Origin of the sequence: Thauera chlorobenzoica, assembly GCF_001922305.1 — a bacterium.
GTDB classification, from domain to species: Bacteria; Pseudomonadota; Gammaproteobacteria; order Burkholderiales; family Rhodocyclaceae; genus Thauera; species Thauera chlorobenzoica.
On record NZ_CP018839.1, the window covers coordinates 529,858 to 546,282 of the forward strand.

Here is a 16,425-nt window from a genome sequence, read left to right on the forward strand (position 1 = left end):
TCAGGGTTCCGACCACTCCACCCAGCCGAACTGCCAGGTCGCGAGCACGAACAGGCCGAAGGCGATGCGGTACCAGGCGAAGGCGATGAAGGTGTGGTTGGAGATGAAGCGGATGAAGCCTTTCACCGCCCACATCGCGGCGACGAAGGAGGCGATGAAGCCGACGGCGAACACCGGCAGATCCTCGAGCCGCAGCAGCGCCCAGTTTTTGTACAGGTCATAGGCGGTGGCGGCGAACATCGTCGGGATGGCGAGGAAGAAGGAGAACTCGGCCGCGGTCTTGCGCGACAGGCCGAAGATCAGCCCGCCCATGATCGTCGCCCCCGAGCGCGAGGTGCCCGGAATCATCGCCAGCGCCTGGGCGAAACCGACCTTCAGCGCATCCGTCCAGCGCATCTCGTCGACCGCATTCAGGCGCGGGTGGTAGGCGCGCTTTTCCACGTAGAGGATCACCAGGCCGCCCACCACCAGGGCGCTGGCGACGGTGATCGGGTTGAACAGCAGCCCCTTGATCGTGGAATGGAACATCAGCCCGAGGACCGCGGCGGGCAGGAAGCCGACGAACAAGAGGCCGACGAAGCGGCGCGCGCCGGGCTCGGCGGGCAGGCCGGCGGCGACGGCGACCAGTTTGTCGCGGTAGTCCCAGCACACCGCGAGGATGGCGGCGAGCTGGATGACGATCTTGAACACCTTGCTGGTGTCGTCGGTGTAGCCGAGCAGGTCGCCGACGATGATCAGGTGGCCGGTGGAGGAGACCGGGAGGAATTCGGTGAGGCCTTCGATGATGCCGAGGACGAGGGCAATGAGGAGGAGGGAGAAATCCATGCGGCGGCGGGGGGCGGCAGATTGGGAAGAGGCGGCGACGGGCGGCCGGTGTCGGCGACGGTATTGGGGCGCGGGCGTGAAGCGCGGGATTATAGCGGGCGGGGTGGGCGGCGCTCCGTGCTGCGCCGCGGCGAACGGCGCATCGGGCGCGTCGAGGGGGTGCAGCGCATGGGCGTCGCCGCAGCCGGGTGGCAGGCGGGGGTCAGGTGTCGGCCTGAAGTTCGGACCACCAGCGCAGGATCGCATCCATGTCGGGCGGCAGCAGGGTGCTGTCGCCGCCGGTGAATTCCTTCCATTCGGCGAGGAAGCGCTCGCCCACCGCGGTGAGCAGTGGCACGCCGGCGAGCACGGCTTCGCCCATCTCGTCGCGCAGGCCGGCGCCGAACGCTTCCTGGGCGCCGAACTTGTTGATGACGATGAGCTGAACGCCGCGCGCGATCGCACCACGCACCGCGACCGAGCCGCGCGCCAGCGCGTCGGGGTCCACCCGGCACGACACCGAGCCGCGGCCCAGCTCCTGCGACAGCGGAATGCTTTCGCCGGTCTCGAGGTTCTCGAGCTGCATCGCGCAGGGGTCTTCTTCGATGACGTTGGCGACGTCGTGCTGGAGCACACCGCCGAGCTTCACGCCACGCTCGCCGAGGGCGCGGGTGGCGCGGGCGAGCAGGGCTTCGATGTGGTCGGTGGGCTTGTAGACGACGGCGGCGATCGGATGGACAGGCATGGTCGGACTCTTCGAGGCGTTGGCGCGTATTGTCGCACTGCCGCGCCGACAAGGGGATAATGCGCGCCCAACCGAGCCGAATGCGAATCCATGAGGGCTGAACCCCAGGGCGCCGCCCGCCCGTCCCGACCCCCCGACCTTGACGACTGCCTGAGCGCGGATCGCCCCCGCCTGCGTCGGCTGGCGCGCGAGCTGGGCCGCGGGCCGCGCCCGGGCGACGAGCGTCTGGCCCGCCTGCAGGCCGATTACGAGTCCCTGCTCGCGCGCTCGCGCGCTGCCTTCGCTGCGCGCCGCGCCGCGCTGCCGGTGCCCGGGTTCCCGCCCGAGCTGCCGGTGTCGGCGCGTCGCGATGAGATCGCCGCCGCGCTCGCCGCCCATCAGGTGCTGATCGTCTGCGGCGAAACCGGCTCGGGCAAGACCACCCAGCTGCCCAAGATCGCGCTGACCCTCGGACGTGGTGTCGCCGGCCTCATCGGCCACACCCAGCCGCGCCGGCTGGCGGCGCGCGCGACCGCGAGCCGCATCGCCCAGGAACTCGCCAGCCCGCTCGGCCAGGCGGTCGGCTACAAGATCCGGTTTACCGACCGGATCGGCCCGGCGAGCTACGTCAAGCTGATGACCGATGGCATCCTGCTCGCCGAAACCCAGACCGATCCGCTGCTCGCCGCCTACGACACGCTGATCATCGACGAGGCCCACGAGCGCAGCCTCAACATCGATTTCCTCCTCGGCTACCTGAAAACGTTGCTGCCGCGCCGGCCCGACCTCAAGGTGGTGGTGACCTCGGCGACGCTCGATGCGGAGCGCTTCGCGCGGCATTTCGCCGATGCCGCCGGGACGCCGGCGCCGGTGATCGAGGTGTCGGGCCGGCTCTATCCGATTGAGATGCGCTACCGCCCGGTGGCGGGTGAGGAGGGCGAGCCGGTGCCGGCGGCGCGGGGGGGTGAGCGCGCCGCCGTGCCGCGGAAGGACAGGGGCCGCGACCTGATCGATGCGCTGGTCGATGCGGTCGACGAGGCCCAGCGCTGCGGGCCGGGCGACGTGCTGGTGTTCCTGCCCGGCGAGCGCGAGATCCGCGAAGCGGCCGAGGCCCTGCGCAAGGCCCATCACCTGCCGGGCACTGAGATCCTGCCGCTGTTCGCGCGCCAGTCGGCGCAGGAGCAGGCGAGGGTGTTCTCGCCCTCGAACGGGCGGCGGGTGGTGTTGTCGACCAACGTCGCCGAGACTTCGCTGACCGTGCCCGGCATCCGCTACGTGGTCGATACCGGGCTGGCGCGGGTCAAGCGCTACTCGCCGCGCAACAAGGTCGAGCAGCTGCAGATCGAGAAGATCGCGCAGTCGGCGGCGCAGCAGCGCGCCGGGCGTTGCGGCCGGGTCATGGACGGGATCTGCCTGCGCCTCTACGACGAGGACGATTTCAATCGCCGCCCGGCGCACACCGACCCCGAGATCCTGCGCGCCTCGCTCGCCGGGGTGATCCTGCGCATGAAGGCACTCCGGCTCGGCGCGGTGGAGGATTTCCCCTTCATCGACGCGCCGGGTTCGCGCCTGATCGGCGACGGTTATGCCTTGCTCGCCGAGCTCGGCGCGGTGAGCGACGATGATGAACGCAAGCTCACGCCGATCGGCGTCGAACTCGCCAGGCTGCCGCTCGACCCGCGTATCGGCCGCATGATCCTCGCCGCGCGCGACCGCGGTGCGCTCGCCGAAGTGCGGGTGATCGCCGCCGCGCTGTCGGTGCAGGACCCGCGCGAGCGCCCGCAGGACAGCCCGGGCGCGGCCGACCAGGCGCACGCGAAGTTCCGCGGCGGCGAGCAGGACCAGAAATCCGAGTTCCTGTGGTACTGGCAGCTGTGGAAGGCCTGGGACGAAGTCCAGCGCCACGAATCGTCCAGCAAGCAGAAGGCCTGGTGCAAGAAGCACTTCCTTTCATACATGCGCATGCGCGAGTGGCGCGACGTGTTCACCCAGCTCCACTCCTTGTGCACCGAACATGGCTGGAAGGAAAACACCCAGCCGGCAAACTACGAGGCGATCCACAAGGCCTTGCTCGCCGGCCTGCTCGGCAACATCGGCTGCAAGGTGGAGGACGGAGAGAGTGGCGGCAAGGGCGCGCAAGCCGGGTCGTATCTGGGCGCGCGCGGGATCAAGTTCTGGCCGCACCCCGGCTCGGCGCTGGCGAAGAAGGCGGGCAAGTGGATCATGGCCGCCGAGCAGGTCGAGACCAGCCGCCTGTTCGGGCGCTGCATCGCGCGCATCGAGCCGGAGTGGATGGAGGAGGTCGGCGGTCACCTGATCAAGCGCCAGGTCTTCGAGCCGCACTGGTCGAAGTCGTCCGGCGCAGTGCGCGCCTGGGAGCGCGGCACGCTCTACGGCCTGGTGATCTACCCGCGGCGCGGCGTCGCCTACCGCGACATCGATCCCGTGCTGTGCCGGGAACTGCTGATCCGCGAAGGCCTGGTGCAGGGCGAGATCGCCGAGGGGCCGGCGCGGGCGATGGCTTTCCTCACCCACAACCAGCGCCTGGTGGCGGAGATCGAGCGTCTCGAGCACAAGTCGCGCCGCCCGGACGTGCTGGTGGATGAGGCCCTGATCGAGGCTTTCTACGACAGCAAGATCCCCGCGGAGGTACTGGACCTCGCCGCGCTTGAGGCCTGGCGCAAGCCGGCGGAGAAGGCCGAGCCGAAGCTGCTGCACCTGTCGCGCGAGCAGCTGATGCGCCACGAGGCCGAGGGTGTCACCACCGAGCGCTTCCCCCCGGCGCTCGATGTGCTGGGGCAGAAGCTGAAGCTTGTTTACTTGCACCAGCCCGGCGAGGCCGACGACGGGGTGACGCTCGTCGTGCCGCTGGCGATGCTCAATCAGGTTCCTGCCAATCGCTGCGAGTGGCTGGTGCCGGGGCTGCTGGAAGAGAAGGTCGCGGCGCTGATGAAGACCGTGCCGCAGAAGCATCGCCACCGCCTGCAGCCGGTGGCCGAGAGCGCGGCGGCATTCATGGCGGCCTTTGAGGCCGGCGAGTTCGACCTCGACGAGCCGCTGCTGAAGACCTTGCAGCGCTTTGTCGAGGAGCGCGTGCAGCTGAAACTGCCGCTGGAGAGCTTCCGCGCGGAGAACCTCAAGCCGCACGGCTTCATGAACTTTCGCGTGATCGACGAGCACGGCCGGGTGCTGGGGCAGTCGCGCAACCTGATGGAGCTGCGTACGCGCTTTCGCGAGCAGGTGGCGGCGCGCTTTTCGGCGGCGAAGATCGGCGGGGTCTTGGCGGCGCGGTCGGCGACAGCGGTGGCTGGAAAAGCGGGCGAGGGTGCGCCGGACGCCGTTGCGGAGCGTGCGGTGGCCGACGCGGGCGGGAGCAAAGGCCGCGGGCGCGGCATGCGCGAGGCGGCGGAGGGCGGGAGCGGCGATGATGCCCGGGGAGCCGGCGCGTCCGCCGGCGGGGTGCTGTCCGGGGTGACCGCGTGGACCTTCGGGGCCTTGCCCGAACTGCTGGAAATCCACGTTGCCGGCCGCGATGTGATCGGTTTTCCCGCGCTGCACGATGATGGCGACAGCGTCTCGCTGCGTCCCTACGACACTCCGGAAGAGGCGGCGCGGGTTCATCGCCGCGGCCTGGCGCGGCTGTTCGCGCTGAGACTGAAGGACCAGGTGCGCGCCGTCGAACGTTTGCCGGGGCTGCGCGAACTGGCGCTGCAGTACATGAGCTTCGGTACCGAAGCCGAACTGAAGGCGCGGCTGGTTGAGGCGACGCTGGCGCGCTGCTGCCTGCTCGAACCCCTGCCGGCCGACGCCGAAGCCTTCGCCCGCCGTTGTGCCGAGGCGAAGTCCCGTATCGGCCTGGTGGCGCAGGAGTTCGTGCGCCTGGCCGGCCAGCTCGTCGCCGAACATCTCGGGGTGCAGAAACGCCTTCCCGCGCTGAAGGCCTTCCCGGGGGTCGTGGCCGACATCCAGTCCCAGCTCACCGGCCTGCTGCCGAAGGACTTCCTGGTCGCGTTCCCGTGGGAACGCCTGGCGCACTTTCCGCGCTATCTCAAGGGTGTGTCGGTGCGGCTCGACAAACTTCGCAACAATCCGGCGCGCGACGCCCAGGCGATGACCGAGTGGAAAGGCCTCGCCCAAGCCTGGGCGCGCGAACGCAGCGAGCGCCGCCGGGCCGCGGTGGATGATCCGGCACTGGAGGAGTTCCGCTGGCTGCTTGAGGAGTTGCGGGTGGGTCTGTTCGCGCAGGAGCTGAAGACGCCGATGCCGGTGTCGGTGAGGCGCCTGCAGAAAATATGGGAGAGCCGGCCGCGGTGACGGGGGTGCGGCCGGCGCGGGCGAGGCGGAATCAGCGCAGCGGAATCACCAGCGGCGGGATGTCCACTCCGATCACCACGGCGGGCGAGCGGCTGTAGCTGTACGAGCGGTAGGGGCGCTCGTAGTAGTGATTGTGGATCACCGGTTCGCGGTAGTAGCGCGGACGTTCGCGGATGATGACCTTCTCGCGATAGACGGTACGCTCGTCCCAGTGGCGGCGATGCTTGTGATCGTGTTTGGAATAGTGCTTCTGGTGGCCCCAGCGCGGGCCGTGGTCGCTCCAGCGCGGGCCGTGGTCGCCCCTGTCGGCCAGTGCCGCGGGCGCGGCGGCGGCAAGGATGCCGCCGCAGATCAGGGCGGTGACGATCTTTCGGGTCAGGGTCGTGTTCATGGTCTGCCTCGTTCATGGTGTCAGTGCAGGGCAGGGCCCCGGTGATTCGGATACTAGGCGAGGCCTGCGCCGTGAGGCAGTCGCAGAGTGTAAGCAGGGTTTTGTAACGGCCTCCCCCGATTCCCGCGCCTCGGCGGCGATCTTTGATTTTCCGGACTTTCTTGTTAGACTACCGGGCTTCCCTTGCTCCACCGGATTCGCATGCCGGGGGGCTGCAACAATCAACCGCAAGGAGTCTGCATGCGACACTACGAAATCGTATTCATCGTCCACCCGGACCAGTCCGAGCAGGTGCCGGCGATGGTCGACCGCTACAAGACCATCGTCACCGGGCGCAGCGGCCAGATCCATCGCCTGGAAGACTGGGGCCGCCGCCAGCTGGCCTACCCGATCCAGAAGGTGCACAAGGCGCACTACGTGCTGATGAACATCGAGTGCGACGGCGAGACGCTGGGCGAACTCGAGCACGCATTCAAGTTCAACGATGCCGTGCTGCGCCACCTCACCATCAAGATGAAGAAGGCGGTGACCGCTCCCTCGCCGATGATGAAGGAAGAGAAGTCGCGCTCGCTGAGCACCGGCTCGGACGAAGCCAAGCCGGCCAGCAGCGAAGCCGCTGCCGCCTGATTTGCCTGGCCCGGGTCTGAACGAACTGCGCCTCGATGCGCGCGTGGCCGAAGTGCTGCCGCTGCGTCGAACGCCTGCCGGCGTGCCGGTGGCGAGCTGCGTCCTGGCACATGAATCGAAACAGGTTGAAGCGGGTCTGATCCGCGACGTTTCGATGGAAGTGCACGCCGTGGCGCTGGGCGAACTGGCCGCAGTGCTGGCTTCGGCGGTGCCGGGGGGGGCGATTCGCGCCACCGGATTTCTCGCCGCGAAGAGCCAGCGCAGTCGCAACCCGGTCCTGCATCTGAACACAATCGAATTTCTCGAAGGAAACTGAAAATGGCCTTCAAGCCCAAATCCAAGTTCAAGAAGAAGGACGACCGTGGCGGTCGTGGTCTGTTCAAGCGTCGCAAGTTCTGCCGCTTCACCGCGGAAAAGATCGAGGAAGTCGACTACAAGGATGTCGACATCCTCAAGGATTTCATCACCGAAAACGCCAAGATCATGCCGGCCCGCATCACCGGGACTAAGGCCGGCTACCAGCGTCAGCTGTCGGTCGCGGTCAAGCGCGCCCGCTTCCTGGCCCTGATGCCTTACACCGACCTGCACCAGTAAGAGGGAAGCGAACTCATGCAAATCATTCTTCTCGAAAAGGTCGTCAACCTTGGCGGCCTCGGCGATGTGGTCAAGGTCAAGGACGGCTATGCACGCAACTTCCTGATCCCGCAGGGCAAGGCCAAGCGTGCCACGCAGGCCAACCTGGCCGAGTTCGAAGCGCGCCGCGCTGAACTCGAGCGCGTGCAGGCTGAAAAGCTTGCCGCCGCCCAGGAGCTCGCCGGCAAGCTGGAAGGGGTCAGCGTCCAGGTCGCGCGCAAGGCCGGCATGGACGGCCGCCTGTTCGGTTCGGTCAGCAACGCCGATGTGGCCGAAGCGCTGGTTGCCCAGGGCTTCAGCATCGACCGCTCCGCGATCCGCATGCCGGACGGCCCGCTCAAGCAGGTTGGCGAAGTGCAGCTCGAAGTCGCGCTTCACGCCGATGTGCTCGCGAACGTCACCGTAGCGGTGGTTGGCGAACAGTAAGACGACCGTGTCTTCGATCAAAAAGGGCTGCCACGTGCAGCCTTTTTTGTTGATACGCCCGGCAGGGGCGTCGGCCTAACGGCGAGGGTGTCGCGTGCGCGGTGAGCGCGCTCGCTACAATGCAGTCACAAGGCTTCAAGGGTATTCCGATGAGTACAACACCTTCCCGCTTTTCTGATTTTGCCGGTGATCCACAGATCGCCCACATCAAGCTGCCGCCGCATTCGCTCGAGGCCGAGCAGTCCCTGATCGGCGGCATCCTGCTCGACAACCAGGCCTGGGAGCGGGTGGCGGACCTCGCCAGCGAGGTCGATTTCTACCGCGACGACCACCGCCGCATCTACCGCCACATCACCCGACTGATCGACCAGGGGCGGCCGGCTGACGTGGTGACCGTATTCGAGTCGCTGGAAAAAAGCGGCGAGGCCGAGCAGGCGGGCGGACTGGCCTATCTTGCCGAGATTGCCAACAATACGCCGTCGGCGGCCAACATCCGCCGCTACGCGGAGATCGTGCGCGAGCGGGCGATCCTGCGCAAGCTGGTCGCGGTCGGCGACGAGATCGCCTCCAGTGCGCTGAGTCCGTCGGGCAAGGATGCCAAGGCCTTGCTCGATGAAGCTGAAGCCAAGGTGTTCGAGATCGCCGAAGCTGGGGCGCGTCACAGTAGCGGCTTTGTGTCGATCCAGCCGATCCTGAAACAGGTGGTCGACCGTGTGCAGGAACTCTACGACCGCGACAACCCTTCGGAGGTGACCGGGGTGCCCACCGGCCTGGTGGACCTGGATGAGAAGACTTCCGGCCTGCAACCCTCGGACATGATCATCGTCGCCGGACGTCCGGCAATGGGCAAGACGACGTTTGCGCTCAACTTGGCCGAGCACATTGCCATCGACCAGCGTCTGCCGGTGGCGATTTTCTCAATGGAAATGCCCGGCACCCAGTTGGCTACCCGCTTCATTTCTTCGGTCGGGCGCATCGACATGCAGAAAATCCGTAGCGGCCGCCTTACCGACGATGACTGGCAGCGCCTGACGATGGCAATGGGCAAGCTCTACGATGCGCCGCTTTTCATCGACGAGACGCCGGGCCTGAATCCGATCGACCTGCGTGCCCGTGCCCGCCGCCTGGCACGTCAGTGCGGCAAGCTCGGGCTGATCGTGATCGATTATCTGCAGCTGATGAGCGGAACGCGGGAGGGCGACAACCGGGCGTCCGAGCTGTCGGAGATCTCGCGCTCGGTGAAATCGCTCGCAAAGGAGCTGCACGTGCCCATCGTTGCATTGTCGCAGCTCAACCGCAGCCTGGAGCAGCGCCCCAACAAGCGCCCGGTGATGTCCGATCTGCGCGAGTCCGGCGCCATCGAGCAGGACGCTGACATCATCATGTTCATCTACCGGGACGAGGTGTATAACCCTGATTCTCCGGATAAGGGTACGGCCGAGCTGATCATCGGCAAGCACCGTAACGGCCCCACCGGTACGGTCAGGCTGACCTTCATCGGCGAGAACACGCGCTTCGAAAACTACGCAGCAGCGCCGGGAATGTATTGAGCCTGCCGACCTGGCGTTGCCGGCAGGTTGTGTGCGGGGTGAGTTGAGTCGTGTCGTGTCATGAGTCGGATTGAATTCCAGCTTATTTAAAAATAGAATTTTTGATTCGCGTTTACCTTGATCTTCTTTTCTCATTGTCTATAATGCGCACCTCTTTCAGCGCTGCAGCGGTTTTTGATGCGGCGTCGGCGCTGGGGGGTGGGAGGCGGAAGTCTTGCGGGGCGAGGGGTGTGGCGGGGGTGTTTTCCGGCTGCGGCCCGAAAAAAGTTCTGCAGATGCTTGACAGTGTGTGTTTAGCGGGTCATAATTTCGCTTCTCTGCTGCAGCGAATTGCAGCGGTTCTTTAAAAAGTTGGACAACCGATAAGTGTGGGTGCTTGGTGGTTGTGGCCGGAAGCGACGCGAGTTGCTTTGGTTTCACAATGATTGGGTGCTCATGCTGATTAAGTCAGTATTTTGAGTACTTTGTAGGATTGAACTTAAGAGTTTGATCCTGGCTCAGATTGAACGCTGGCGGCATGCTTTACACATGCAAGTCGAACGGCAGCGGGGGCTTCGGCCTGCCGGCGAGTGGCGAACGGGTGAGTAATGCATCGGAACGTGCCCATGTCGTGGGGGATAACGTATCGAAAGGTACGCTAATACCGCATACGTCCTGAGGGAGAAAGCGGGGGATTCTTCGGAACCTCGCGCGATTGGAGCGGCCGATGTCGGATTAGCTAGTAGGTGAGGTAAAGGCTCACCTAGGCGACGATCCGTAGCGGGTCTGAGAGGATGATCCGCCACACTGGGACTGAGACACGGCCCAGACTCCTACGGGAGGCAGCAGTGGGGAATTTTGGACAATGGGGGCAACCCTGATCCAGCCATGCCGCGTGAGTGAAGAAGGCCTTCGGGTTGTAAAGCTCTTTCGGCCGGGAAGAAATCGCGCACTCTAACATAGTGTGTGGATGACGGTACCGGACTAAGAAGCACCGGCTAACTACGTGCCAGCAGCCGCGGTAATACGTAGGGTGCGAGCGTTAATCGGAATTACTGGGCGTAAAGCGTGCGCAGGCGGTTTTGTAAGACAGATGTGAAATCCCCGGGCTCAACCTGGGAACTGCGTTTGTGACTGCAAGGCTAGAGTACGGCAGAGGGGGGTGGAATTCCTGGTGTAGCAGTGAAATGCGTAGATATCAGGAGGAACACCGATGGCGAAGGCAGCCCCCTGGGCCTGTACTGACGCTCATGCACGAAAGCGTGGGGAGCAAACAGGATTAGATACCCTGGTAGTCCACGCCCTAAACGATGTCGACTAGTCGTTCGGAGCAGCAATGCACTGAGTGACGCAGCTAACGCGTGAAGTCGACCGCCTGGGGAGTACGGCCGCAAGGTTAAAACTCAAAGGAATTGACGGGGACCCGCACAAGCGGTGGATGATGTGGATTAATTCGATGCAACGCGAAAAACCTTACCTACCCTTGACATGTCTGGAACCTTGCTGAGAGGCGAGGGTGCCTTCGGGAGCCAGAACACAGGTGCTGCATGGCTGTCGTCAGCTCGTGTCGTGAGATGTTGGGTTAAGTCCCGCAACGAGCGCAACCCTTGTCACTAGTTGCCATCATTTGGTTGGGCACTCTAGTGAGACTGCCGGTGACAAACCGGAGGAAGGTGGGGATGACGTCAAGTCCTCATGGCCCTTATGGGTAGGGCTTCACACGTCATACAATGGTCGGTACAGAGGGTTGCCAAGCCGCGAGGTGGAGCCAATCCCAAAAAGCCGATCGTAGTCCGGATCGTAGTCTGCAACTCGACTACGTGAAGTCGGAATCGCTAGTAATCGCAGATCAGCATGCTGCGGTGAATACGTTCCCGGGTCTTGTACACACCGCCCGTCACACCATGGGAGTGGGTTTCACCAGAAGTAGGTAGCTTAACCTTCGGGAGGGCGCTTACCACGGTGAGATTCATGACTGGGGTGAAGTCGTAACAAGGTAGCCGTATCGGAAGGTGCGGCTGGATCACCTCCTTTCAAGAGAACAGGTCACGGCGGCCAAGTATCCACAACTTATCGGTTGTTCAAGCGAAGAGCCTCGAAGTAGATAAGAGGGTCTGTAGCTCAGCTGGTTAGAGCACCGTCTTGATAAGGCGGGGGTCGTTGGTTCGAACCCAACCAGACCCACCAGGAATTTTTGGTTGTTCGAGACAGTATGGGGCTGTAGCTCAGCTGGGAGAGCGGCGGCTTTGCAAGCCGTAGGTCGTCGGTTCGATCCCGACCAGCTCCACCAGGTTTCGAGCCGGTGCTCTTCGAGGTGCGTGAGGCGTCAGGCGTGAGGTGCCGGAAGGTAGTTCAGTCCTGACTCTTTACGAGTCGTGCTCTTTAACAAAGTGGAAGAAGTGCAGTGTGCATCGAGCCGGTGCGCACTGCAAGTTGTGTGATTGCATTGATCCAGTGCTGAGCTTGTCAGCGCAGCGCTGGATCGCACAAACGAGTTCGTCCTTGTACAGTGGGCCTTCAATGGAGGGTCCAAGGTTATAGGATCAAGCGACTAAGTGCATGTGGTGGATGCCTTGGCGATCACAGGCGATGAAGGACGTGTAAGCCTGCGAAAAGCGTGGGGGAGCTGGCAATAGAGCTTTGATCCCACGATGTCCGAATGGGGAAACCCACCCCGCAAGGGGTATCCCAGACTGAATACATAGGTCTGAGGAGGCGAACCGAGCGAACTGAAACATCTAAGTAGCTCGAGGAACAGAAATCAACCGAGATTCCGCAAGTAGTGGCGAGCGAACGCGGAGTAGCCTGCACGACTAAACCATCAGCTTAGCAAAACGGTCTGGAAAGTCCGACGATACAGGGTGATAGTCCCGTATGCGAAAAGCCGGTGGCGGGTCTGAGCGTGCGACAAGTAGGGCGGGACACGAGAAATCCTGTCTGAAGATGGGGGGACCATCCTCCAAGGCTAAATACTCGTGATCGACCGATAGTGAACCAGTACCGTGAGGGAAAGGCGAAAAGAACCCCGGGAGGGGAGTGAAATAGATCCTGAAACCGCATGCATACAAACAGTGGGAGCCTCCTTGTGGGGTGACTGCGTACCTTTTGTATAATGGGTCAGCGACTTACGTTCAGTAGCGAGCTTAACCGAATAGGGGAGGCGTAGCGAAAGCGAGTCTGATAAGGGCGTCAGAGTTGCTGGGCGTAGACCCGAAACCGGATGATCTATCCATGGCCAGGATGAAGGTGCCGTAACAGGTACTGGAGGTCCGAACCCACTAACGTTGAAAAGTTAGGGGATGAGCTGTGGATAGGGGTGAAAGGCTAAACAAATCCGGAAATAGCTGGTTCTCCCCGAAAACTATTTAGGTAGTGCGTCGTACGGACACTTGCGGGGGTAGAGCACTGTAATCGTTGGGGGGGTCATTGCGATCTACCCCGCGATAGCAAACTCCGAATACCGCAAAGTGATATACGGCAGACAGACATCGGGTGCTAACGTCCGGTGTCAAGAGGGAAACAACCCAGACCGCCAGCTAAGGTCCCAAATGCATGGCTAAGTGGCAAACGAGGTGGGAAGGCCCAGACAGCTAGGAGGTTGGCTTAGAAGCAGCCACCCTTTAAAGAAAGCGTAATAGCTCACTAGTCGAGTCGTCCTGCGCGGAAGATGTAACGGGGCTCAAGCCATGAACCGAAGCTGCGGATGTGTCTTTGACACGTGGTAGGGGAGCGTTCCGTAAGCCTGCGAAGGTGTCTCGTAAGGGATGCTGGAGGTATCGGAAGTGCGAATGCTGACATGAGTAGCGATAAAGGGTGTGAAAAGCACCCTCGCCGTAAGCCCAAGGTTTCCTGCGCAACGTTCATCGGCGCAGGGTGAGTCGGCCCCTAAGGCGAGGCAGAAATGCGTAGTCGATGGGAAACAGGTCAATATTCCTGTACCGCTCTATGATGCGATGGGGGGACGGAGAAGGTTAGCTCGGCCATCTGTTGGAATAGGTGGTTCAAGTGTGTAGGCGTGCTGCGTAGGCAAATCCGCGCGGCTAAGCTGAGGCATGATAACGAGGACCCTTGCGGTCCGAAGCGAGTGATACCCAGCTTCCAGGAAAAGCCTCTAAGCTTCAGTCATAGAGTGACCGTACCGCAAACCGACACAGGTGGGCTGGTAGAGAATACCAAGGCGCTTGAGAGAACTCAGGAGAAGGAACTCGGCAAATTGATACCGTAACTTCGGGAGAAGGTATGCCCCGTTAGCTTGTAGGAGAACATCCGAAGGGCGAAGGGGCCGCAGAGAATCGGTGGCTGCGACTGTTTATTAAAAACACAGCACTGTGCAAACACGAAAGTGGACGTATACGGTGTGACGCCTGCCCGGTGCCGGAAGGTTAAGTGATGGGGTGCAAGCTCTTGATCGAAGCCCCGGTAAACGGCGGCCGTAACTATAACGGTCCTAAGGTAGCGAAATTCCTTGTCGGGTAAGTTCCGACCTGCACGAATGGCGTAACGATGGCCACACTGTCTCCTCCTGAGACTCAGCGAAGTTGAAATGTTTGTGAAGATGCAATCTCCCCGCGGCTAGACGGAAAGACCCCATGAACCTTTACTGTAGCTTTGCATTGGACTTTGACGGGACTTGTGTAGGATAGGTGGGAGGCTTTGAAGCCGGGACGCTAGTTCCGGTGGAGCCAACCTTGAAATACCACCCTGGTGTCGTCGAGGTTCTAACCCAGGCCTGTGAATCCAGGTCGGGGACCGTGCATGGTGGGCAGTTTGACTGGGGCGGTCTCCTCCCAAAAGGTAACGGAGGAGTACGAAGGTCACCTAGGTACGGTCGGACATCGTACTGATAGTGCAATGGCAAAAGGTGGCTTGACTGCGAGACCCACACGTCGAGCAGGTGCGAAAGCAGGTCATAGTGATCCGGTGGTTCTGTATGGAAGGGCCATCGCTCAACGGATAAAAGGTACTCTGGGGATAACAGGCTGATTCCGCCCAAGAGTTCACATCGACGGCGGAGTTTGGCACCTCGATGTCGGCTCATCACATCCTGGGGCTGTAGCCGGTCCCAAGGGTATGGCTGTTCGCCATTTAAAGTGGTACGTGAGCTGGGTTTAAAACGTCGTGAGACAGTTTGGTCCCTATCTGCCGTGGGCGCTGGAAGTTTGAGAGGGCCTGCTCCTAGTACGAGAGGACCGGAGTGGACGCACCCCTGGTGTACCGGTTGTGACGCCAGTCGCATCGCCGGGTAGCTATGTGCGGAAGAGATAACCGCTGAAAGCATCTAAGCGGGAAACTCGCCTCAAGATGAGACTTCCCCGGGGCCTCGAGCCCCCTGAAGGGTCGTTGAAGACCACAACGTTGATAGGCCGGGTGTGCAAGCGTGGCAACACGTTCAGCTAACCGGTACTAATTGCCCGTGCGGCTTGATCCTATAACCTTCAAAACAATACGAACTCGTTTCATCGGGTAACAAACCCGACAATCACACAACACTTCTTCCTCCTTTGGCCTGCTCCGCTGCAGGTGACAAGTCAAAGTCTGACGACCATAGCCGTGCGGTACCACCCCTTCCCTTCCCGAACAGGACCGTGAAACGCATGTGCGCCGATGATAGTGAGGCCCGCCCTCGTGAAAGTAGGTCATCGTCAGACTAACCCATAAAAAAACGCCCAGATACCCTGTCTGGGCGTTTTTGCGTCAACAACTCTCGCAACTCTTGTGCCAACAACTCGCGCAAAGGTCACTCTCGAGTGACGTGTATGCCTCGGCTGGGGCACAATCGAACCCTCCTGGCGAGGCAGAAATGACATGAAATACGACCTTATCATCGTCGGCGGTGGGCTTGCCGGAGCCGCACTGGCGGTCGCGCTACGACGCACTTCGTTCAGGATCGCTCTGGTCGAGCATGTCGTTCCCGCACGGCAGGCCGGCTGGGATCAGCGAATTTATGCTTATAGTCCTGCGAGCGTGCGTTTTCTCGAGGAACTGGGGGTGTGGGCACACATCGATCGTGCCCGGCTGGCGCCAGTCGACGAAATCCAGGTGTTCGGCGATGCCGGTGGTTCGCTGCGCTTTTCTGCCCATCAGAGCGGGCTGGCAGAACTCGCGCGGATCGGCGAGTCGAGCCTCGTTCACGTCGAGTTGTGGGAGGGGCTGAAGCGCCAGCACAATGTCGCACTATTCTGTCCGGCGCACCCCAAGGAGTTGATCCATCAGGCTGATGGCGTCGCTCTTCATCTGGCTGATGGGCGAGTGCTGAATGCAGCAATGGTGGTCGGCGCCGATGGGCGGGACTCCTGGGTGCGGCAGAAGATGGGCGTTGCTGCGACGGTCGAGTCCTACCATCAAAAAGGCGTGGTGGCGAATTTCAGCTGTGGGGTATCTCCGCGTGGAACGGCTTGGCAGTGGTTCCGCGAGGATGGCGTCCTCGCGTGGCTACCGCTGGCGCAAGCGGGAATGTCGATGGTGTGGTCGGCGAACAATGCTCTTGCCGACGAGCTGATGGCACTTGATGAGGAGGCTTTCTGCGAGCGGGTGGCACAGGCCGGCGAGCGCAGGCTCGGCCGCCTCGAGCTGCTGACCCCGCGCGCGGCTTTTCCCCTGAGCCTGATGCGCCTTGCCGAAGTGGTCGGTCCGCGAGTGGCGTTGATCGGAGATGCCGCGCACGCCATCCACCCCCTCTCGGGGCACGGCATCAATCTGGGCTTCCAGGATGCGCGGGTACTTGCCGAAGAGCTGGCTGCGGTGCCGTCCTGGCAGGATCCGGGCGACCATGCCGTATTGCGGCGCTATGCACGCCGGCGTGCGGAAGAGGCTTTCGTGCTGCAGTATGCAACGCATGGGCTGAACCGGCTGTTCGGCACCGACAACCCTTTTATCCGCGTGCTGCGCAATGCCGGACTGAACCTCACTGCGCGCTTGCCGGTCGTAACGAACATGCTCGTCCGCTATGCGGCGAATGAGCGCCCCTGACCTCCGGA

The 16,425-nt window shown here is 62.6% G+C and carries 10 protein-coding genes, 2 tRNA genes and 3 rRNA genes; 12 read left to right on the top strand and 3 right to left on the bottom strand.

Annotated elements, in window-relative coordinates; all coding sequences use genetic code 11:
* Entirely contained in the window at positions 1 to 825 is an 825-nt protein-coding gene (locus Tchl_RS02580; protein WP_075147012.1) for an undecaprenyl-diphosphate phosphatase, read from the bottom strand.
* A 202-nt stretch (positions 826 to 1,027) separates the two neighbouring features.
* The gene (locus tag Tchl_RS02585) at positions 1,028 to 1,549 is read right to left on the bottom strand and encodes a DUF2478 domain-containing protein (protein WP_075147013.1); all 522 of its coding nucleotides are present in this window, start codon (positions 1,547 to 1,549) and stop codon (positions 1,028 to 1,030) included.
* 90 nt (positions 1,550 to 1,639) lie between these two features.
* Between Tchl_RS02585 and hrpA the strand changes: the two genes are divergently transcribed.
* Complete coding sequence (gene hrpA, locus Tchl_RS02590; RefSeq protein ID WP_083945126.1) at positions 1,640 to 5,842, top strand: ATP-dependent RNA helicase HrpA; 4,203 nt, start codon at positions 1,640 to 1,642, stop codon at positions 5,840 to 5,842.
* 31 nt (positions 5,843 to 5,873) lie between these two features.
* Here hrpA and Tchl_RS02595 read toward each other — a convergent pair whose 3' ends face one another.
* Positions 5,874 to 6,233, bottom strand: a complete 360-nt coding sequence (locus Tchl_RS02595) for a hypothetical protein (RefSeq protein WP_075147014.1) — start codon at positions 6,231 to 6,233, stop codon at positions 5,874 to 5,876.
* Positions 6,234 to 6,473: 240 nt separating this feature from the next.
* Here Tchl_RS02595 and rpsF point away from each other — a divergent pair, with 240 nt between their 5' ends.
* The 11 genes from rpsF (at position 6,474) to Tchl_RS02650 (ending at position 16,417) form a co-directional block, all read left to right on the top strand.
* Positions 6,474 to 6,860, top strand: a complete 387-nt coding sequence (rpsF, locus tag Tchl_RS02600; protein ID WP_075147015.1) for a 30S ribosomal protein S6 — start codon at positions 6,474 to 6,476, stop codon at positions 6,858 to 6,860.
* A gap of 43 nt (positions 6,861 to 6,903) precedes the next feature.
* On the top strand, positions 6,904 to 7,176 hold the full coding sequence (priB, locus tag Tchl_RS02605; protein ID WP_232311641.1) for a primosomal replication protein N: 273 nt from the start codon (positions 6,904 to 6,906) through the stop codon (positions 7,174 to 7,176).
* Between the two features lie 2 nt (positions 7,177 to 7,178).
* On the top strand, positions 7,179 to 7,454 hold the full coding sequence (rpsR, locus tag Tchl_RS02610) for a 30S ribosomal protein S18 (protein ID WP_002933051.1): 276 nt from the start codon (positions 7,179 to 7,181) through the stop codon (positions 7,452 to 7,454).
* A gap of 15 nt (positions 7,455 to 7,469) precedes the next feature.
* Entirely contained in the window at positions 7,470 to 7,919 is a 450-nt protein-coding gene (gene rplI, locus Tchl_RS02615; protein WP_075147017.1) for a 50S ribosomal protein L9, read from the top strand.
* A 149-nt stretch (positions 7,920 to 8,068) separates the two neighbouring features.
* Positions 8,069 to 9,469 (top strand): replicative DNA helicase, encoded by a 1,401-nt coding sequence (gene dnaB / locus Tchl_RS02620; RefSeq protein WP_103893846.1) that lies wholly within the window; start codon positions 8,069 to 8,071, stop codon positions 9,467 to 9,469.
* 474 nt (positions 9,470 to 9,943) lie between these two features.
* Positions 9,944 to 11,482, top strand: a 16S ribosomal RNA gene (locus Tchl_RS02625).
* A gap of 76 nt (positions 11,483 to 11,558) precedes the next feature.
* Positions 11,559 to 11,635: transfer RNA gene (locus tag Tchl_RS02630), tRNA-Ile, on the top strand.
* A 27-nt stretch (positions 11,636 to 11,662) separates the two neighbouring features.
* Positions 11,663 to 11,738, top strand: a tRNA-Ala gene (locus tag Tchl_RS02635).
* Between the two features lie 251 nt (positions 11,739 to 11,989).
* Positions 11,990 to 14,876, top strand: a 23S ribosomal RNA gene (locus tag Tchl_RS02640).
* A 106-nt stretch (positions 14,877 to 14,982) separates the two neighbouring features.
* Positions 14,983 to 15,096, top strand: a 5S ribosomal RNA gene (gene rrf / locus Tchl_RS02645).
* The 16S, 23S and 5S rRNA genes sit together here with 2 tRNA genes alongside, the layout of an rRNA operon.
* A 157-nt stretch (positions 15,097 to 15,253) precedes the next feature.
* Positions 15,254 to 16,417 carry a UbiH/UbiF family hydroxylase gene (locus tag Tchl_RS02650; protein ID WP_075147019.1) on the top strand — a complete coding sequence of 388 codons (1,164 nt, stop codon included), beginning with the start codon at positions 15,254 to 15,256 and terminating at the stop codon, positions 16,415 to 16,417.
* Positions 16,418 to 16,425: the final 8 nt, after the last annotated feature.

What these genes read in the sequence shown, in the direction of transcription:
- Tchl_RS02580 (WP_075147012.1), bottom strand. Translation starts at nt 825, where the DNA reads ATGGATTTCTCCCTCCTCCTCATTGCCCTCGTCCTCGGCATCATCGAA.
- Tchl_RS02585 (WP_075147013.1), bottom strand. Translation starts at nt 1,549, where the DNA reads ATGCCTGTCCATCCGATCGCCGCCGTCGTCTACAAGCCCACCGACCAC.
- hrpA (WP_083945126.1), top strand. Translation starts at nt 1,640, where the DNA reads ATGAGGGCTGAACCCCAGGGCGCCGCCCGCCCGTCCCGACCCCCCGAC.
- Tchl_RS02595 (WP_075147014.1), bottom strand. Translation starts at nt 6,233, where the DNA reads ATGAACACGACCCTGACCCGAAAGATCGTCACCGCCCTGATCTGCGGC.
- rpsF (WP_075147015.1), top strand. Translation starts at nt 6,474, where the DNA reads ATGCGACACTACGAAATCGTATTCATCGTCCACCCGGACCAGTCCGAG.
- rpsR (WP_002933051.1), top strand. Translation starts at nt 7,179, where the DNA reads ATGGCCTTCAAGCCCAAATCCAAGTTCAAGAAGAAGGACGACCGTGGC.
- rplI (WP_075147017.1), top strand. Translation starts at nt 7,470, where the DNA reads ATGCAAATCATTCTTCTCGAAAAGGTCGTCAACCTTGGCGGCCTCGGC.
- dnaB (WP_103893846.1), top strand. Translation starts at nt 8,069, where the DNA reads ATGAGTACAACACCTTCCCGCTTTTCTGATTTTGCCGGTGATCCACAG.
- Tchl_RS02650 (WP_075147019.1), top strand. Translation starts at nt 15,254, where the DNA reads ATGAAATACGACCTTATCATCGTCGGCGGTGGGCTTGCCGGAGCCGCA.